This window comes from Mesorhizobium sp. M0296, from assembly GCF_040321675.1.
Classification (GTDB): Bacteria; Pseudomonadota; Alphaproteobacteria; order Rhizobiales; family Rhizobiaceae; genus Mesorhizobium.
Genome location: NZ_JAMYRZ010000009.1, coordinates 41,840 through 61,313, shown reverse-complemented (window position 1 = coordinate 61,313; position 19,474 = coordinate 41,840). Strand labels below are relative to the sequence as shown.

The following is a 19,474-nucleotide window of genomic DNA, read 5'->3' as shown; positions in this document are numbered from 1 at the left end:
CAATGGCATCGGTAACGATCAACAACGTGCAGAAGGCCTTCGGGGCCACCAAGATCATTCACGACGTCAGCGTCGATATCGCCGACGGCGAGTTCGTCATCCTGGTCGGCCCGTCGGGATGCGGAAAATCGACGCTGCTGCGCATGATCGCAGGCCTTGAGACGATCTCCGGCGGGAAGATCGCCATCGGCGAGCGTATGGTCAACAATCTGCGGGCACGGGACAGGAACATCGCCATGGTGTTCCAGAATTATGCGCTCTATCCGCATATGACTGTGGCCGACAATATGGGCTTTGCCCTCAAGATCAAGAAAGCCGACCCGACCGATACCGCTGGCCGGGTCAGGAAGGCAGCCGGCATCCTCGGCCTGGAAAAGCTGCTTGACCGCTATCCGCGCCAGCTTTCGGGCGGCCAGCGCCAGCGCGTTGCCATGGGTCGCGCGATCGTACGCGACCCGCAGGTCTTTCTGTTCGACGAGCCGCTCTCCAACCTCGATGCCAAGTTGCGCGTCCAGATGCGCGGCGAGATCAAGGCCCTGCACCAGCGGCTGGGTACCACGACGATCTATGTCACGCACGACCAGATCGAAGCCATGACGATGGCCGACAAGATCGTCGTGCTGCATGACGGCCTGGTCGAGCAGATCGGCGCGCCACTGGACCTCTACGACCATCCGGCCAACCTCTTCGTTGCCGGTTTCATCGGCTCGCCCGCTATGAACTTCATTGCCGGCCGCATCGAGGAGGGCGTGTTCCGCAGCGCCGGCGGGTTGATCCTGCCGTTGCCGGAAGGCGCCCAGCCGGCGGATGCCGCGGGACGCGAACTCGTCTACGGCATTCGACCGGAACATATCCGGGCAACCGGGCAGGGCGTGCCGGGCACGATCACGCTTCTCGAGGCGACAGGCTCGGAAATCTTCGCCAAGGTCGACTGCTCCGGTGAAGAAATTTCCTGCCTGTTCCGAGAAAGGCTTGCGCTCAAGCAAGGCGAAGAGGTGCGGATCGAGATCGACCGCGCATGTGCGCATCTGTTCGACGCAGCAACCGGTCGGCGCATCTGACTCGGTGGTCCGGTAATGCGTCGTCGGCCTAGGTCGGCAACGCGAATTCACCGGCGAGTTCGATGGCGCGGCCGTCGCGGGCCGATCTCTGGGCGGCAAGACCCATGACGACGGCCCACCAGCCGTCTTGCAAGGTCACTTCCACCTTGCCTTGTCCGCGCACCGCAGCGGTGAAGCGGGCGTGCTCGAAATAGGTCGAACCGTTATGGTCGCCTGCCTCGAGCAGCCGGGGGTCGACGGGAATCTCCAGCAGTCGTGGTCCAGGCGGATTGCGCGGACTAACGATCAACTGGGGCACTGGCGCAGGGCCAAGGTGGGTCGGCCAGAAACGGCCTGGTCCGGGCACCAGACACTCGATCTTTCCGTCGCCGCCGACAGCGCAGAGTTCCTCCTGGTAGCGGCTGCCCTCGGCAAACATGCAGAGTTCCAGCATGGCGCGCGCGCCGCTCGCGAAGTCAACCAGCACATAGCCATGGTCAAGGATATCAGGCCTCTCACCGCCATAGCGTTCGTCGAGATGGTTTACGGCCTGTCCAGCGCTCGCCATCACGCGAACGGGGTCGGATCCGAGGATCAGCCGCATCAGGTCGAAGAAGTGGCAGCACTTCTCGACGAACGTGCCGCCGGTGTTGCGGTTGAAGCGGTTCCAGTCGCCGACCTTGGCCAGAAACGGGAAGCGGTGCTCGCGGATCGTCAGCATGCGGATGCCGCCGGTGGCGGGGCGCGCCTGCTCGACGAATACGGCGACGGGGGGCATATAGCGATATTCCATGGCCACCCAGACGAGCGGAAGCCGAGCTTTCAACGCCGCGATGCGCCCCTCGTCGGCGCCCTCGGTGAAGAGCGGCTTTTCCACCAGTACCGGCAGTGGTCGAAGTGCGGCGATCTGCTCCATCTGACCGAGGTGCTGGTGGTTGGGGCTGGCAATCAAGACGCAGTCCACCTCATCCATGGCCAGCAGTTCGGCGATCGATGCCGCCGATCGCGCACCCGACGCCGTCGCCAGCGACGCCGCCAACATGCCGGGGTCCGGCTCGACGATCGCGGCCACATGCGCGTCGGGCAACAGAGCGATATTGCGGATATGCTCGCGGCCCATCATGCCGCAGCCGATGATGCCGTAGCCGATCGATGATCTGGTCACGCGGCGTCTTCCTCCGGCCTATCTGAAACGCGTGACGTACCGCGCCGCGCCCGGATCGAACCAGCTGCGGGAATATTCCGCGCTGGCGCCGTCGCCAGCCCAGGCGATACGTTCTATGAAACCCACGACCGTGCCCGGCGGTGGCCTGAACTCAAGCGGGGCCCAGTCCGGCGCAGGCGCGACGGCAACATGGTCTTCGGCGCGAACGATCGAAAAGCCGAGCGCGAGCCGGTAGTGGAGATAGAGGGATTCCGACAAATCCTCGCGCTTGAGCCGCTCGGCGCGGCTGACGTCCAGCCAGATCTCCTCGACCGCGGCCGGCTCGCCGTCGAGCCGCCGCAGCCGGCGTATTCGGTGGGCTTCGCCGGCGCTGCCGAATTGCGGCAGGTCGGCGGGCTTGGGCAGCCGCTCGACGGACAGCACGTCGGCGCTCGGCAGGCCGCCACCGCCGATGCGCTCCAGGCGAAAAAAGGCATAGACCCCGAGCAAGTCGCCGCGCGCCCGCACATAGTTACCCGAGCCCTGGATGCGGTCGAGAAGGCCCTTTTCGGTCAAATCTGCCAGCGCCCGCCTGAGCGTGCCGACGGCAATCCCGAGGCTCGCGGCCATCTCGCGCTCGGGCGGCAGCCGCGCCCCGTCGGCCAGCCGTCCGGCCGCGATTTCGCGGATCAGCATTTCGCTGGTCTGCAAGTGCACAGGCAAGGGCCCGCGCATCTGGCTGGATCGGTGGCCGGGGTCAGCCCTTGTCAAATGCATCCGGTGTCCAATCGCATCCCGGTTTCGGGTTTGGCTCAAATTGATACAGTATTGATCTACACCAAAACGAATGCTACGCAAGCCCTATTCGCAGCTCCGGACCTCTTTGAAGAATGGCCCGGGCTTCTTTTTTGAAGAGTGGCAATGAGCATCGTCCCAATCACCTCGCCGGATCTCGATGCAGCCGAAGTCTCGTGGTTCGCCGCACTCTGCTCGGACGACTATCGCTATCTCGGTGTGCCGGACGGCGCGTTGCGCTCGAGCTGGGCGCATTGCTCTGAGATCGTGAAGACGTCCGAGGAACTAGGTTTCCGCAACATCTTGTGTCCGTCGTCCTATCAGGTCGGCCAGGACACGCTGAGCTTCGTAGCCGGCTGCGCGCCGATCACCTCGAAGATCAATCTGCTAGCCGCTGTGCGCTGCGGCGAGATGCAGCCGATCATGCTGGCGCGCACGATTGCGACGCTGGATCACATGCTGGAAGGCCGGCTGACGGTGAACATCATTTCGTCGGACTTTCCGGGCGAGACAGCCGACAGCGCCTACCGTTATCAGCGTTCGCGCGAGGTTGTGCAGATCCTGCGCCAGGCCTGGACCAGGGACAGCATCGATTTCGAGGGCGAGGTCTATCGCTATAAAGGACTCTCGACGGCGCCAGCGAAGCCCTATCAGCAAAATGGCGGCCCGCTGCTCTATTTCGGCGGTTATTCGCCCGACGCGCTCGAGCTTTGCGCCGAACAGTGCGATGTCTACCTGATGTGGCCGGAAACCAGGGAGGAACTTGCCGGCCGCATGAGAGCAGTTCACGAGCGCGCCGAGCGCCATGGGCGGACGCTCGACTACGGCCTGCGCGTCCACATGATCGTGCGCGATACCGAGGCCGAGGCAAAGGAATATGCCCGGGAGCTGGTTTCGAAGCTGGACGACGAGCAGGGCAGGGCGATCCGCGAGCGCGCGCTCGACGCCCGATCGCTCGGCGTATCGCACCAAGCCAGGAACCGCCAGATCGCCGATGCCGAAGGCTATGTCGAGCCGCATCTGTGGACGGGCGTCGGGCGGGCGCGCTCTGGTTGCGGCGCGGCGCTCGTGGGCTCGGCCGATCAGGTTCTGTCGGAAATCGAAGCGTATATGAAGATGGGGATCCGCGCTTTCATCTTTTCCGGCTACCCGCATCTCGACGAGGCGCGTCATTTCGGCACCAAGGTGTTGCCCCAGCTCAAGACATGCTCGCTCCCGCACGCCTATGGCCGGGTGCCGGAACGGACCCCGGCGACACCATTGGGAACGGGGGAGCGCCGCTGATGGAGCATGTCGTGTGCGATCCACGCCTTTTGCGCAATGCCTTCGGGCGCTTCGCCACCGGCGTCACGGTCGTCACCACCGGCACGGCCGACGGCCCGGTCGCAATCACTGCCAACAGCTTCTCATCCGTGTCGCTCGATCCGCCGCTGGTGCTCTGGTCTATCGGCCGCCACTCGCGCCGGTTCGAAGCCTTCGCCAATTCCGCGCACTACGCCATTCACGTGCTGGCGGAAGATCAAATCGATCTGTGCTGGCGTTTTTCGAAGTCGGGGACGGACTTTGCCGATCTTGACCTGTCGTGGAGCGAGCACGGCGTGCCATTGCTGCCGCGCGCACTGGCGCGGTTCGAATGCAGCGTCGCCGACCGCTTCCCGGCTGGCGACCATATGATCCTGCTTGGACGTGTCCTTGAACTGCAGACGCAAGAGGGTTTGCCGCTGCTCTTTGCTGGCGGCAAGTCGCGCGCTCAAGAGGCCAGTTGATGACCGCCGGCGCCGCTTCGGGCTGGTGCCGTCGACTGGCGCACCACGAGATTGCAGGCAAGTTCGACGCGACGCGGCGGCGACCCCGAATGGGCCATATCGTCGAGCAGCAGGCTAAGCGCCGCCGATCCGATCTCGCGCATGGGAATGTGCATCGCCGTCAGCGGCGGGTTGCAGAAGGCAGCGAGCGGCAAGTCGTCCATACCGACCACAGACACATCGCCAGGCACCGAATATCCGGCCTCCTGGACGCCGGCGATGGCACCAAACGCCAAGCTGTCGCCGGCCGTCAGCACGGCGGTGAAATCGAGGCCACGGGCCGCGATGCGCTCGGTCACGGCCCTGCTCGCAAGTTCCGGCAGCCAGTCCTGCACCTCGACCACGAAGTCGTCGAAGCCGGCAATGCCGGCCGTGATCAGCGCGTCGCGCCAACCTTCGTAGCGCCGCTCGATCGTGCGCCGGCCACGCCGCATCAGGAACAGGATGCGGCGGTGGCCGAGGCCGATCAGATGCTGCGCCGCAAGCATGGCGGCAGAGCGATTGCAGGGCGTCACGCTCGAATGGCGCATCGAGGGATCGTCGCCGTTGACGAGCACGATCGGCTTGGCGAATCCGGCTGTCAGCGTCAGCACATCGTCATCGTCCAGCGTCAGAAACAGGCAGCCGGCGACGCTGTCGTCGCGCTCGGATTCACGCAGCAGCGCGATTTCGTCCTCGGGCGCCGAAACCGGCCGGGTCACGAGTTCGACGCCCAGCAACCGGGCGCGCTCGTTGAGTCCATCAAGGACATGGTAGGTGAACTGATTGCGGGCACTGTCCACCATTGCCACGCTGCTTGCGGCCAGGATGACCTTGCGGCCGGCAACCGAGGCGGGAATGGCATAGTTCATCGACTTCGCCGTTTCGATGATCCTGGTGCGAAGCTCGTCCCTCACGCCGCCGACGCCGCTCAGCGCACGGGAGGCGGTGCTGACCGACACGCCGCAACGCGCCGCTATCTCTTCAAGTCGAATGCGGCGGCTGGGGCGGCCGCGCTTGCCCTGGATATTCATCCGCTCCGTCACCTCCGGCAAAGTCATCCGATTAATGCAAAAAATTTTCAGATTGCGCAAGAAAAATGGCTGTGAAACAATTCCGATGAAGCGGGAGAAACGGGAGGAGTGATGCCGCTATCGGCCGAACGCCTGAATTCCGTGCTTGCCAGCCTTGTGGCCGGCATGACCGGCTTGCGTCATGACGGGCGGTTCCATGAGCCGAATCTCGACGGCACGCCGGGCGACTATGTCAGCTTCGACAGCTGGGAATGGCCGCAAGGCGTCGGGCTCTACGGGCTGGTTCGGCTGTGGGCGCAGACCGGCGACGATCGGCTGCTGCAGACGATCGAGGCCTGGTACGACCGACGCATCGCTGCCGGTCTCCCTGCGATGAACGTCAACACCACCGCGCCCCTTTTGGCGCTAAGCGAATTGTGGCGGCGCCGGCGCCAGCCGCGCTTCGAGCCGGTGCTGCGCGAATGGGCCGAGCGGGTGGCCACCGCCTTGCCGCGGACGCACGAAGGCGGTTTCCAGCATGATGTTTCGGACCGGGTCAACGACGACGAATTGTGGGACGACACGCTGTTCATGGTGGCGCTGTTCCTCGCATCCTACGGCCAGGCTGCCGGCCAGCGTCGCTTCGTCGAGGAAGCAGAAAGGCAATTCCTGGTCCACGCCCGTTATCTCGCCGACCCGGCATCAGGGCTGTGGTTTCACGGCTGGACGTTCGCGGGACGGCACAATTTCGCCCGCGCGCGTTGGGCGAGAGGCAATGCCTGGATTACCGTCGGTATTCTCGAACTGGTGGAGTTCGCCGAAATTGCACCTTCGGTCCGGGCCTATCTGCTCGGCGTGCTGGACACGCAGATCAACGCCCTGCTCGAGGTGCAGGCAGGTTCGGGCGCATGGCACACTCTGCTCGACGACCCGACGTCTTACGAGGAGATTTCCGCCACGGCCGGCTTCGGCTACGGGTTGATGAAGGCCGCGCGGCTCGGAATCGGCTCGACAGAGTGCCGTGCCGCCGGCCTCCGCGCCTTGGAAGCCGTGGTGGCCAACATCGATGACAAAGGTGTGGTGGCGAACGTGTCCTATGGCACACGCATGGGCGCCGACCTGCAGTTCTATCGCGATATACCCATCCATCCGACGGGCTACGGGCAGGCGCTGGCCATTCTGTGCCTGACCGAAGGGGCGCGGCATCTGCAGTCGAAGGTGGAGGCGGCATGATGCGGACGCTCTATGGCGCGTCGCCGGGCGATATTGCCGGCATGGACACGGACCGGCTGAGGGCCGAGTTCCTCGTCGACGGCTTGTTCCGGCCTGGCGCGATCGAATTCGTCTACACCCATGTCGACCGCATGATCGTCGGTGGCGCGGTGCCGCTGGCCAACCCGCTGGCATTCGGCAACGGCGCCGAAGTCGGCACCCCGCTCTTCTTTGACGCGCGCGAGATGGGCATCGCCAATCTCGGCGGCAATGGCACGGTCGCGGTGGACGGTCGGCGCTTTCACGTGGCTAACCGCGACATCGTCTATGTCGGACGCGGAGCGCGTGAGGTGACGCTGGAGAGCGACGATCCGGAGAGGCCGGCACGCTTCTACATGAACTCGGTGCCGGCCGGCGCCGATGTTGCGCACCGTCTCATCGTCAGCAGCGAAGCCAAGCCGCTTGTGCTCGGCGAGGAGGCCCGTGCGAACAGGCGCACGCTGCGTATGTACATCCATCCCGAAGTGGCCCCGTCCTGCCTCTTGCTGATGGGGATCACCGACCTCGCGCCGGGCAGTGTGTGGAACACCATGCCGCCGCATCTGCATGAGCGGCGCATGGAAGCTTATTGCTATTTCGACCTCGCTGAGGCCGACCGTGTAATCCATCTGATGGGCCGGCCAGACAAGACGCGCCACCTGATGGTCGCTGACGGCGACGTCGTCCTGTCGCCTGCCTGGTCTATCCATATGGGTGCCGGCACCGGCCCCTATGCCTTCGTCTGGGGCATGACCGGCGAGAACCAGGCCTACACCGATGTCGATCCAGTTGCCGTGAAGGATTTGCGATGAGCGAGGCCGCGCAAAGCGTTCGGACGGATTTTACGCTGCGCCGGCCGCTCATGGCGGGGCAGCCAATCGTCTATTGGCGGCTCGGGTCTATCGCCGAGCAACGCTACGTCGTGGCCGACAAGCCTATGCAAGGCGAGATGGATCCCTTCTTCTTCCTGACCAAGCACAAGAATTTCATTCCCCATGAATATCCGTGCCGCACGCAGTTCGCAGCGGAACGACGCGGCAAGCGACCACAGGTCAGCGCCGAATTCGGTGCCGAGCGCATCTGGCTGCCCTTCGCCTCGCCGCGCATCGACCTATCGGGCTTCTGGTTCCGGCCGACGGTGCTTGGAACCTGGGCCGAGACCACCATCGAGGCGGCCTCGACTGGCGAGGCGCTGGTGCGGCTGCGCACATGCGGCGGCGCCACACTCTTTACCAATGGCGAGGAAGCCGGCTGGATGGCGCCCTACGGCCGCAATCTGGAAAGTGCAGAGCATTTCAAGATCGCGCTGAAGGCCGGCCGCAACGACGTCCGGATATGGTTCGACGATCTCGCAGAGCGCGACGCCCGCTACTATTTCCAGCTCGATTATCTATCCGGTCCGGCTGCTTCGGTGGCATTGCCGATCGAAGTCGAGAGCGGCGTTGCCGATGCGATGGAAGCAGCCCTTGACGACATGCATTTCGACCATCCCGCCTATGACGGCGGCGAGGTGGCGCTCGTCACCGGCGTGGCCCTGCCGCGCGACGCGCAAGTCGAGATCGAGATCGAAGGCGATTTCATGTCGATCGAGACGCCGGTGCGCTTCGCCTTCGATCTGCCGGCAGGCCAGGCGCGGCTGCCGATCGCCGATACCGAGCAGCTGCCGGCAGACTTTCGCCATTTCAAGGTAACGCTGACGGTCGCAGACCATGCCGTATCGCGTGTCTTCGGCGTCGAGATATGCCACGCGCGCCGTCAGGGCGATGCGCCGGAAACGCTTACCGCGCGTATAGATGAAGCCCTGCGCGAGGTCGCCGGTCACGCCGAGGCCGATACGGTGCGCGCGCTGGCGCGCCTGGCGATCGGGCGGCAGGGCGCCGAGACCGACGCCATGATCTCCGGCACGCTGCCGGCGATCGAGGATTGTCACGATTGCGCCGACTTCATCCTGGTGCCGCTGCTGTGGTGCCGCAAGGCCTATGGCGATCGGCTGGAAGCGAGCCTGCGCGCGCGCGTCGACAACGCCATCCTCGGCTATCGCTACTGGATGGACGAGCCCGGCAATGATGTGCAGTGGTACTTCTCCGAGAACCACGCGCTGCTCTTCCACACCGCCGCCTATATTGCCGGGGGCCTGTTGCCTGATGTGCGGTTCGTGCGGTCGGGCCGCCTTGGCCGCGAACAGTCCGCGGTTGGAGCCGCGCGTGTACGCGCCTGGCTCGACCATTTCGAGGCATGGGAGATGGCCGAGTTCAACTCGGCGCCTTATTTCCCGATCGACCTCAAGGGCCTGTGCGCGCTCTACGCGCTGGCCCCGGACAAGGACATCGCCGAACGTGCCGGCAAGGCAATCATACGCCTGCTTGAAATCGTCGCCCGCTCGGCGCATCGCGGCATCCTCACCGGGGCGCAGGGCCGCTCCTATGAGCACACGCTGCGCGCCGCGCGTTCCCTGGAATTATCCGGCATCTGCCGCATGCTTTGGGGCAAGGGCAACTACGGCATGCGCTTTCACGCGCTGCCGCAGCTGGCATTGTGCCTGCGGGATCACGATTTGAGCGTTCCGGACGGGTTGGCAGCAATTGCTTCCCTCACCGACGATACGGCGTGGGAATGGACTTTTGCGCAGGGACAAGATCGCTTCGCGCGGCTCTACCACTACAAGACGCGCGACCATGCGATGGGCAGCGCCGCTGGCTACCGCTGGAACCAATGGGGTTATCAGGAGACCGTCATTCACGCCCGGCTGGGCAAGAATCCGGATGCGCAGATCTGGATCAACCACCCCGGCGAAGTGCTGCAGTCGGGATATGGCAGACCATCATATTGGGGTGGCTCAGGCACTTTGCCCCGGCTTCACCAATACCGCGACCTCGCCGTCGTCAGCTTCTTCTGCTCGGATGAACAGCCCGACTTCACGCACGCCTGGTTTCCCGCACGTGCCTTCGATGCCGTGCAAGTGGGTGGCGATCGGGCGTTCGCGCAATCGGGCGACGCCTTCGTCATGCTGAAGACGGATGTGCCGCTCATGCAGGTAGTGGCCGGCCCGACCGCCGGCAACGAGCTGCGGGCGGCGGGACGCAGGACGACATGGATCGTTCGCCTCGGTGACCGGAATGCCAATCGGCCGGCCCTCGACGCCTGGACTGCCGTTTTTGGGGACCTGTCGGTGCGGCCAGGTACCGACGGCGAGTTGATCGTCGAGGATCCGGAATACGGCACGGTGCATTTCCTCGCCGACGCAAGGATCGTGGCTGAGGGACGTACACTCGATCCGGGCAACTGGACCGTGCGCGGTGAGGCGATGCGCATGAAGCACAGAGAGTAGGGAGGAGATCGGCTGCGACGCTCAAGAGGAGGAGGGCGTAGCAGGCTTGAACCATCGGGGCGCCGCCCCCGCTAAAGGAGGAGACGAAGCATGAATAAGACCCGCACTTTGCTGGCCGCGCTATCGGTCAGCCTGCTCGCATCGACCAGCGCGTTTGCCGGCGACGTGCGCATCATGTGGTATTCGGACGGTGTCGAGGGCGATGTCATCCAGGACATTCTGAACCGCTTCATGAAGGACAATCCCGACATCCACGTCACGCTCGACAACGTCGCCTACAAGGTGATCCAGGAGCAGTTGCCCATCCAGCTCGAAGCCGGCCAGGGTCCGGACATCGCCCGCGTCACAAACATCAAGGAGCTTGCCCAGCACTGGCTCGATCTCAGGCCACTGGTGGCCGATCCGAAATATTGGGAGGACAATTTCGCTGACACGCTGGACTGGATGCGCCCCGACGGCTCCAACGCCATCCCGGGTTTCATGACCCAGCTCACGCTCACCGGCGGCTTCGCCAACAAGACGCTGTTCGAACAGGCCGGCGTGGCGCTGCCCGGTGACAAGGCGACCTGGGACGACTGGATCAAAGCCGCCGCCGAGGTGGCGAAGAGCCAGCAGCTTCCGGCTGCCTTTGCCATCGACCGTTCCGGTCACCGCATTTCGGGTCCGAATGTCTCCTTCGGAGCGAACTATATCGGCCCCGATGGCATGCCGGCGAAAGTGGACGACGGCACCAAGGCTTTCGTCGGCAAGCTCGTCGACTGGACCGCCAAGGGCCTGATGCTGAAGGATACCTGGGTTTCGGCGGCAGGCTCGACCTATCGCGCGGCCGCCGACGACTTCATCAACGCCCAGATCCCGTTTTATTATTCGGGTAGCTGGCAGGTCGCCAATCTATCGACCAAGATCGGCGATAGTTTCGACTGGGTGGCGACCGGCTCGCCTTGCGCTACGGCAGGCTGTTCGGGCGTGAAGGGCGGCGCGGCGCTGGTCGCGATCAAATACACGAAGAATCCCAAGGACGTCGCCAAGGTCATGGATTATCTGGCCCGTGAAGACGTGGTAAAAGAGTTCAGCGAGCGCACGCTGTTTCTGCCCGCGCACAAGGGCGTCGTAGACAAGGGCGGGCTGAAATGGGTCTCGGCCGACAAGAACGTCGGTCCGGCGCTCGACAAGTTCGTCAAGGCGGCGGGTGAAACCCTGCCGGAGGCCGATGCGCTGCCGCCGTGGAAGTGGGCCAACGCTTACTTCGCCGCGCTGGTGACGCGCGTCAGCCAGGTGATGGCCGGCGAGCTCAGCCTCGACGATGCCTGGGGCAGGATCGACCAGGATATCGCCGACAAGGTTGCCGAGGCGAAGTGACCGCCGCCGCGACACTGAAGGCATGGATTGGTGCCGCCCTCGCGGCGCCGGTCGTGTGGCTGGCGTCGATCGTCAACGTGCCGCTGAAGTTGTGGCAGCGAGCGACGGGCACCAGCGGCATGGCCGCGTTCTTCCTCGCCCCAAACATGGCGATCTTCGGCATTTTCGTCCTGGTGCCGATGATCATCAACTTTTTCTATTCGGCCACGTCGGGAACGGCCTACTTCCTGCAGGACCGAACCTATGTGGGGCTCGAGCAATATCAGCGCCTGCTCGATTGCGGCAACTACCTGGACACTGCCACTTGCCACGAGGATCTCTTCTGGAAGGCCGTGCACAATACCGGCCTGTTCGTCGTCGTGCAGGTGGCGCTGATGACGGTCGTGTCGATGGCGACAGCGTTGATCCTCAACCGCGAGATCGTCGGGCGCAGCTTCTGGCGCGCGGTGTTCTTCTTTCCGGTGCTGCTGTCGCCCGTCGTCACCGGCCTGATCTGGCGTTGGATCCTGCAGCGCCAGGGCCTGCTCAACCTGATCGTCCATGATCTGGGCGGCGAGCCGCACAACTGGCTGACAGACCGTTTCTGGGCTTTCACCGCCGCGGTCAGCGTTTCGGTTTGGGCACATATGGGCTTCTATACGCTGATCTTGCTTGCCGGATTGCAGGCGATCCCGCGCGACCTTTACGAAGCGGCCGAGATGGACGGCACGAAGCCGGCGCGGGTGTTCTGGCGCATCACGCTGCCGCTGCTGATGCCGAATCTGCTTGTCGTCATCGTACTGGCGCTGATCCGCGCCGTGCAGATCTTCGACGAAGTCTATGTGCTGACGGGTGGAGGGCCGGGAACCTCGACCCTCTATATCACGCAGTACATCTATGAGATCGGCTTCGCCTCCCTGCTGCGCAATCCGGGGCTGGCTTCGGCGGCTTCGATCCTGATGGGGTTGGTGCTGGTCGTGCTCACCTTAGTTCAGCTGCAGGTCGGACGCCGGGGTGAGCGGAAAGGAGCCCGCGAATGAGCGGCGTGATGACATTCCTGACCCGCCGGCGCGGCGGTCGCGGCTGGCACTGGACGGATATCGTGAGCTGGCTGTGGCTGCTCGGCGGCGTTGTCATCATGTTCGGCCCGGCCGTCTGGCTGGTGGGTTCGTCATTCAAGACGCCGGCACAGCTCGCCGAGTTCCCGCCGACCATAATGCCTTATGTCAGCCAACACGCGAGGGTCGAAGGTTACGACAAGCCGCTGACCCTCTACAGGGTGAAGTTGCCGGATGGTTCGACCAAGGTGCTGGCCGAGGTGCGGCGCATCGGCATCATGGCGCAAATGGTGGATCCGCAGGCGCCGAACGATATCGTGAAGGTCAACATCGCCGACCGGCAGCCGGTGCGCGAAATCGGGTTCGCGACGGAGAATTACACCGAGCCCTTCGTCCATTTCGACTTCCTGCGCTATCTGCGCAATTCGGTTTTTGTGACGGCAATGGCAACGCTGATCACGCTGCTCACCAATTCGATGGCCGCCTTCGCCTTGTCGAAATACAAGTTCCGCGGTCGCGATCTGACGATGCTTGTGATCGTCGGTACGCTGATGGTGCCGCTGTCGGTCATCCTGGTGCCGCTCTATTCGGTGGTGGGCGCCGTCGGACTGCTCGATTCGCTGTGGGGCGTGATCTTGCCGACCGTGGCGACGCCAACCGGCGTCTTCCTGCTGCGCCAATATATGCTGACCATTCCCGACGAGCTGCTCGATGCGGCGCGCATGGACAACGCTTCCGAATGGCAGATCTACTGGCGCATCGTATTGCCGCTTGCAGCACCGGCGCTCGCCGTGCTGGCGATCTTCTCGGTCGTCTGGCGCTGGAACGACTTTCTGTGGCCGCTGGTGGTGCTGTCGCGCAAGGAACTCTACACACTCCAGGTCGGCCTCAACACCTATGCCGGCCAGCTAAACGTGCAGTGGCACTACATCCTGGCGATGACCGTGGTGACGATGATCCCCGTCGTCCTCGTCTTCGTCTTCCTGCAGCGTTACATCACTTCCGGCATTGCCGGCACCGGGCTGAAGTGAGGATGTCATGGGACGGATAACGCTGACCAACATTGATCGCGCTTACGGCAAGATGAAGATCTTGCACGGTATCAACCTCGACGTCGGTGACGGCGAGATGCTGGTCCTCGTCGGCCCGTCGGGTTGCGGCAAGTCCACGCTGCTGCGGTTGATTGCCGGGCTCGATCGGCCGACCGACGGCAAGGTCGAGATCGACGGGGTCGACGTCACCAACGTTTCGGCCGCGCAACGCGGTCTGGCGATGGTGTTCCAGTCTTACGCGCTCTACCCGCACATGAGCGTGCGCCAGAACCTCGCCTTCGGGCTTGAAAACATTCGTATGCCGAAGGCCGAGATCGACGCGCGGATCACGGAAGCGACGCGCATGCTGGAAATTGCTCCCTATCTAGACCGCCGGCCCGGTCAATTGTCGGGCGGCCAGAAGCAGCGCGTGGCGATCGGCCGTGCGGTGGTGCGCAATCCGACCGCCTTTCTGCTCGATGAACCGTTGTCCAACCTCGATGCCGAACTGCGCATCACCATGCGCGCTGAACTGGCGGGCCTGCACCGGCGGCTGGCAACCACGATGGTCTACGTCACCCATGACCAGATCGAGGCGATGACGCTGGCGGACCGCATCGTGGTCATGCGCTCGGGGCGGATCGAACAGGTCGGCCGGCCGCTCGATCTGTACAACGCGCCGGCCAACCTATTCGTCGCCGGCTTCATCGGCGCGCCGCGGATGAACCTGCTGCCGGTGAAGGTGCGTTCGGCAAGCGGCGCCGAGGTGCGTGTCGAAGGTCCAGGCGGGCTGTCGGCCTCGATCGCCGCCGACGGGGTCGCGCTGAAACCGGGAGACGACGCGACGCTTGGCATCCGGCCACACGACATCCAACTTTCGAATGGCGGCAAGGGATCGGTGGAAGCGCGGGTAACGCTGGCCGAGGCGTTGGGACCGGAAACAGTTGTCCACGCCACCATTGCCGGCGACAGCAAACTGATCGCCGTTCTCAAGCAGCAGGGCGTTGAATCGCAAGGGCCGCCGATCAACCTCGCTCTGCCGCCGGAGCGCATGCATCTCTTCGATGCCGCCGGGCTGCGCGTCGCACCGCGTTAGCCGGCGGCAAGATAGCGGGTTGTTTTCATGAACCGTCGCAACTGCGCACAGCGAATGCGTGTTGCGCGCTTGTCAAAATAGGTGAACGTTAAAACAACCGAACTCTTCAAGAGGGCGCTCTCTGCGATCATTGCTGCCACGGTCTTCGGCAATACGGAGGTTCGCGCCGGCACGTTCGCGCGCCTGAGGAATCCGGCTGACTGATAATACGACCTGTGCTGAGGTTCAGTACGAACTACCGATCAGGTTCTGTTGTCCGGCTTCGTCATCCAAAGGACCGGGATGCGCCCGATCACGCTTGCGCCATTTGGCATTCTGCTCTTCGCAGGCGCCATGTGGCTGCTGTCCGCTTCGACGAGCGGTAGCGAATCACCGGACCTGACCCCTTGCTCTGCTGCTGCGAGGATTCGGTCTCGGCCTTCTGTTCGTGGCACTGACGCTGGTTACGCTGCAGGGCCTTGCCGCCAATGCGCTGCCGTTTGGCATCGGGCTATTCAACTTCGGCAAGCAGGTGGGCGGTCTGACCGCCACAGCCCTCTTGCAAACGTATATTGATCACCAGAATGTCCACAACCGGACGATACTGGCGTCCCACCTCGTCAATGGCGATCCAGCCGTAGACCAGCGCTAGAAAGCAACTGCGAACGCTCTGGCGAACAGTGTCGACAGCACTGCGGCGACAAAGGCCGCCCTGCCGCTGCTGCAGCGCGCGCTTGAGAAGCAGGTCGCCACGATCTCGTTCGACGAAGCTTTCTTCGCGCTCGTCTTGCTGTTCGCGATCGCTGCGCCCTGTCTCATTGTCGCCAAACAATTGCTCGGCCGCCAAGCCGCTCCGCAGAACTAAAACCGCGTCCACGCCCTATACTTTGGAACAGATGTATTGGTCGGGAGAGGCTTCCAGATTATCTCATGAGCCGTATTAACCGGACGAGACAGGGATGACGAATGCAGAGGTTTTTCCGGTTTCACTCTGTAGCCGACGAAAAGGCAGCCGAGCGTCTTACCTGTCCGGCTCGTATTCCTAGTGGTAGGTGTTGATGCATCGATCCGCGTCGCTCCTCACGCGAGGCCATCGTTAGGGCCCCCGTAGCGGCGATATCTCCGCGCAATGCATGGATTTCCATGAGATGCAGCCGAGGCATGGCGGAACTAGATTTAGGCAGTGAGTTCGCCTGTCCAGATATTGAAAACAAGTGCTATATCAAGCGCTGACCGTCCCCAGGCTTTTTTGTCCGACAGGAGAAGCCAATGACAGCAGCGTCCAACTCACTTGGCGAAATCGACCCCGAAGCAACGCTTGCGCTGCAAATCATCGAGAGCATGCCCGGCCACGCGTGGGCAGCCGATGCCGCCGGAAGATTCACCTATGTCAGCCCAAACACGCTGGCGTTCCTCGGCAACATGCATGAGGATCTCAACACTTCCGAAGACGACGATGATTTCGGCTGGCGTCGAGCCGTCCATCCCGACGATTATGATCCTGTAGCCGCCAGATGGCGGCATTGCCTCGAAACCGGCGATCCCTATGATACCGAGCATCGTCTGCGGCGCGCCGATGGCGTCTATCGCTGGTTTCGAAGCTCAGGACGACCATTTCGCGATAGCCAGGGGCGCATCGTTCAATGGTACGGCACGACAATAGACATTGAGGACCAGAAGCGGGCCGAGTCAGCATTACGTGACCGGGAGCGGGAACTCTCGCAGCTCGTGGACATGGTCCCGAGTCACATCTGGCGGCTCGGTCCCGACGGCGAGCCGATCTTCTTCAATGGGCGCATGGTCGACTTTCTCGGCCTCGATGTAGCGGATCTGGACCGACCGGGCATGAGCCGGCTGGCGGTGATGATACAGGCCGCCGTTCATCCGGACGACGCGGCAGCATTCGGCGATGCACTCCGTTGGTGCTTCGCTACCGGTGCGAGCTTCGCGATGCGCTATCGCCTGCGCCGTGCCGATGGCGTCTATCGCTGGATGTCGAGCCGGGCGGAGCCGATGCGCGATGACGCTGGCCGCATCGTCCAGTGGTACGGCCTCTGTCACGACATAGACGATCAGATGCACGCCGAAGCGGCGTTGCGGCAGAGCGAGCAGCAACTTCAGCACATGATCGACGCGGTGCCGGTCCGCATCTGGAGTGTGATGCCGACCGGCGGGCCGGTCTACTTCAACAAGCGATACCAGGACCATTTCCGCTCCGTTATCGCGAACTTTGATATGCTCGGCGAGCCGGGCATCGAAACGTTGCTGCACGAGGTGATTCATCCCGAAGATGCGCCCGAGGTGCAGCGCACGTTGTTGACCTGTTTCGAAACTGGCGGCGGCTCCGCGATGCGGTTTCGCTGGCGCGAAAAAGACGGCACCTATCGCTGGGCTGAGTGTAGGGTCGAGCCGCGACGCGATGACGACGGAACGGTCGTGCAGTGGTACGGGGTTTCTCTCGACATAGACGATGAGGTGCGCGCGCAGGCGGCGTTGCGCAAAAGTGAGCGGCGCCTTCAGCAGCTGATCGACACCGTGCCCGCTTTGATCTGGAGTACGACACGGGAAGGGACGCCTTCCTACGTCAACAAACGGTTCACCGATTTAACCGGGGCCACGCTCCACGACATCACCGCCCCGGACGGCTCGCCGTCGCTGAGCGTGATCCATCCAGACGATATCGACACCGCACGGCAGGCGATCCGCCACTCATTCGCGACGGGCGTGCCTTACGTTCAGAGATATCGCCAGAGGCGGGCCGACGGCGGCTATCGCTGGACGGAGACTCGCGCCGAGCCGCTGCGCGACGAAGATGGCAGCATTCTCCAATGGTACGGCGTGAGCGTCGACATCCATGACCTGGTGACCACGCAAGCCGCGTTGCACGACCGGGAACGAGAGCTCTCGCAACTCGTCAACATGGTTCCGAGCTACCTCTGGCGGCTGTCTCCCAACGGTGAGCCGACCTTCTTCAACAAGCGCCTGATAGATTTTCTCGGCCTGGACATAGCGGACGCGGAAAAGCCGGACACGAGCCTGCTGACGGCCTTCATTGCCACCGTCGTCCATCCCGACGATGCAGCCAGCCTGAAGGAAGCACTCGACAGCTGCTTTGCCACCGGCGAGCGCTTCTTCATGAAGTATCGCCTGCGCCGTGCCGATGGCGTTTATCGTTGGATGGAGGGCCGCGCGGAGCCGCTGCGGGACCAGGGTGGACGCATCGTCCAATGGTACGGCCTTACGCACGACATCGACGATCAGCTGCGCGTCGAAGAGGCGCTGCGCGAGAGAGAACGGGCTCTCTGGCAGCTCGTTGAAACACTGCCGGCAATGATCGATTGCGCCGCGCCGGATGGCGAACCGATATATCGAAGCCAGCAGCTCCGCGAATTCCTCGGATACAATCTTGAGGAATTGGACGAAGCGGGAAAGTCCCGGCTGGCTGGCACACTCGACGCCGGTGTTCATCCCGACGACCTGACAGGTGTCAAAGAGAGATATGCCGATTGTCTGTCCACAGGCGAGCCGTATGCGCGACGGCACCGTCTGCGGCGCTTCGATGGTGAATATCGCTGGGTCGAGACGCGCGCCGCGCCGATGCGCAACGCTGAAGGCGCCATAGTGCAGTGGAACGTTATCTGCCTCGACATCGAAAATGAGGTGCGGACACAAGAGGAGCTTCGGCTGGCACAAGAGAGACTTGCGCGTGCGAGCCAGGCGGCGAGCCTTGCCGAACTCTCCGCATCCATCGCTCATGAGGTGAACCAGCCGCTGGCCGCCATCGTCGCCAACTCCAACGCATGCCACCGTTGGCTGTCCGCCGAGCCCCCGAACGTCGAGCGCGCGAAGATCACGGCCGAGCGTATCATCCGCGATGCCAACTCGGCGGCGGATGTCGCCAGCCGCATCCGTGCCTTGTTCAGACCTTCGCTTGAAATGAGAACCAGCACGCCGATCCCCAGCGTCGTTGCCGAAGCACGTGACCTTATGGCCGAGGAAGCCATGCGGCGTCGCGTTCGCATGGACATCGACGTCGAAAGCGACCTTCCGCTGGTTGCGTTCGATCGCGTCCAGATCCAGCAGGTCCTGGTCAACCTCATTCGCAACGGCATGGAGGCGATGGACACCACGGCGGGCGACAAGGTTCTCGGAATGCGCGTGCGCCGGATAGAGGACACGATCCAGACCGAGGTCAGCGACCGAGGCCCGGGTATCGAACGTCCCAACAAGATATTCGAGCCGTTCTTTACAACGAAAGGGAACGGAATGGGCATGGGGCTCGCGATCTCCCGTTCGATCATCGAGTCTCACGGCGGACGCCTTTGGGCGGAGAATAGCGTGCCGCGTGGGGCGATATTCATCTTCACCCTCCCGGTTGAAGCGAAAGCTGCGCAATAACTGGCGGCGCTCAGTAAGCGCTTGGTTTTTCGGCTCTCGGTGAAGGGGCGCCGCCGCCCCGTGCAATGCATGGATTTCCATGAGGTGCGGTTGGGGCGTGGCGGGATTAGGGTGGCGACGTGAGTCCGTCAGCCCAGTCCAGCTATCAAGAGCAAGTGCTACACGAAGCGCCGACAATCTCCAGAGTTTGTTTGTCCGTTAGGGGCACCCGATGACGAT

The 19,474-nt window shown here is 63.3% G+C and carries 15 protein-coding genes; 11 read left to right on the top strand and 4 right to left on the bottom strand.

The features are described from left to right. The first annotated feature begins 2 nt into the window (after positions 1-2). Positions 3-1,061 (top strand): ABC transporter ATP-binding protein, encoded by a 1,059-nt coding sequence (locus NKI97_RS11300; protein WP_352834085.1) that lies wholly within the window; start codon positions 3-5, stop codon positions 1,059-1,061. A 28-nt stretch (positions 1,062-1,089) separates the two neighbouring features. On the opposite strand, the gene NKI97_RS11295 is transcribed toward NKI97_RS11300, so the two are convergent. Both NKI97_RS11295 and NKI97_RS11290 read right to left on the bottom strand, forming a co-directional pair. Beyond that, complete coding sequence (locus NKI97_RS11295; protein ID WP_502907098.1) at positions 1,090-2,163, bottom strand: Gfo/Idh/MocA family protein; 1,074 nt, start codon at positions 2,161-2,163, stop codon at positions 1,090-1,092. A gap of 60 nt (positions 2,164-2,223) precedes the next feature. After that, on the bottom strand, positions 2,224-2,880 hold the full coding sequence (locus NKI97_RS11290) for a GntR family transcriptional regulator (RefSeq protein ID WP_352745534.1): 657 nt from the start codon (positions 2,878-2,880) through the stop codon (positions 2,224-2,226). 225 nt (positions 2,881-3,105) lie between these two features. Between NKI97_RS11290 and NKI97_RS11285 the strand changes: the two genes are divergently transcribed. Together NKI97_RS11285 and NKI97_RS11280 are read left to right on the top strand one after the other, a co-directional pair. Next, positions 3,106-4,263 carry an LLM class flavin-dependent oxidoreductase gene (locus NKI97_RS11285; RefSeq protein ID WP_352834079.1) on the top strand — a complete coding sequence of 386 codons (1,158 nt, stop codon included), beginning with the start codon at positions 3,106-3,108 and terminating at the stop codon, positions 4,261-4,263. Then, positions 4,263-4,745, top strand: a complete 483-nt coding sequence (locus NKI97_RS11280) for a flavin reductase family protein (RefSeq protein WP_023674185.1) — start codon at positions 4,263-4,265, stop codon at positions 4,743-4,745. The genes NKI97_RS11285 and NKI97_RS11280 overlap by 1 nt, the downstream gene beginning before the upstream one ends. On the opposite strand, the gene NKI97_RS11275 is transcribed toward NKI97_RS11280, so the two are convergent. After that, positions 4,730-5,797, bottom strand: coding sequence for a LacI family DNA-binding transcriptional regulator (locus tag NKI97_RS11275; RefSeq protein ID WP_352455781.1), 1,068 nt, complete (start codon positions 5,795-5,797; stop codon positions 4,730-4,732). The two genes, NKI97_RS11280 and NKI97_RS11275, sit on opposite strands and share 16 nt — an antisense overlap. Before the next feature lie 111 nt (positions 5,798-5,908). Between NKI97_RS11275 and bglB the strand changes: the two genes are divergently transcribed. From bglB to NKI97_RS11240, 7 genes are all read left to right on the top strand, one after another. Then, complete coding sequence (gene bglB, locus NKI97_RS11270; protein WP_352821468.1) at positions 5,909-7,009, top strand: beta-galactosidase BglB; 1,101 nt, start codon at positions 5,909-5,911, stop codon at positions 7,007-7,009. Beyond that, the gene (gene kduI, locus NKI97_RS11265; RefSeq protein WP_352821466.1) at positions 7,006-7,839 is read left to right on the top strand and encodes a 5-dehydro-4-deoxy-D-glucuronate isomerase; all 834 of its coding nucleotides are present in this window, start codon (positions 7,006-7,008) and stop codon (positions 7,837-7,839) included. Before bglB ends, kduI begins: the two co-directional genes overlap by 4 nt. Continuing rightward, entirely contained in the window at positions 7,836-10,355 is a 2,520-nt protein-coding gene (locus NKI97_RS11260) for a hypothetical protein (RefSeq protein WP_502907095.1), read from the top strand. The genes kduI and NKI97_RS11260 overlap by 4 nt, the downstream gene beginning before the upstream one ends. 90 nt (positions 10,356-10,445) lie before the next feature. Further along, the gene (locus tag NKI97_RS11255) at positions 10,446-11,714 is read left to right on the top strand and encodes an ABC transporter substrate-binding protein (RefSeq protein ID WP_352834076.1); all 1,269 of its coding nucleotides are present in this window, start codon (positions 10,446-10,448) and stop codon (positions 11,712-11,714) included. Further along, a complete protein-coding gene (locus NKI97_RS11250; RefSeq protein WP_502906206.1) occupies positions 11,711-12,733 on the top strand; it encodes a carbohydrate ABC transporter permease in 1,023 nt (340 codons plus the stop codon). Before NKI97_RS11255 ends, NKI97_RS11250 begins: the two co-directional genes overlap by 4 nt. Then, positions 12,730-13,782: a carbohydrate ABC transporter permease gene (locus NKI97_RS11245; RefSeq protein ID WP_352821462.1), complete on the top strand. Its 1,053-nt coding sequence runs from the start codon at positions 12,730-12,732 to the stop codon at positions 13,780-13,782. Before NKI97_RS11250 ends, NKI97_RS11245 begins: the two co-directional genes overlap by 4 nt. 7 nt (positions 13,783-13,789) lie before the next feature. Continuing rightward, a complete protein-coding gene (locus tag NKI97_RS11240; protein WP_023674193.1) occupies positions 13,790-14,878 on the top strand; it encodes an ABC transporter ATP-binding protein in 1,089 nt (362 codons plus the stop codon). A gap of 490 nt (positions 14,879-15,368) precedes the next feature. Here the strand turns inward: NKI97_RS11240 and NKI97_RS11235 are convergent, their stop codons facing one another. Further along, the gene (locus tag NKI97_RS11235) at positions 15,369-15,704 is read right to left on the bottom strand and encodes a hypothetical protein (RefSeq protein WP_352834073.1); all 336 of its coding nucleotides are present in this window, start codon (positions 15,702-15,704) and stop codon (positions 15,369-15,371) included. Between the two features lie 422 nt (positions 15,705-16,126). Between NKI97_RS11235 and NKI97_RS11230 the strand changes: the two genes are divergently transcribed. Next, the gene (locus NKI97_RS11230) at positions 16,127-19,255 is read left to right on the top strand and encodes a PAS domain-containing protein (RefSeq protein ID WP_352834070.1); all 3,129 of its coding nucleotides are present in this window, start codon (positions 16,127-16,129) and stop codon (positions 19,253-19,255) included. Positions 19,256-19,474 lie beyond the last annotated feature (219 nt).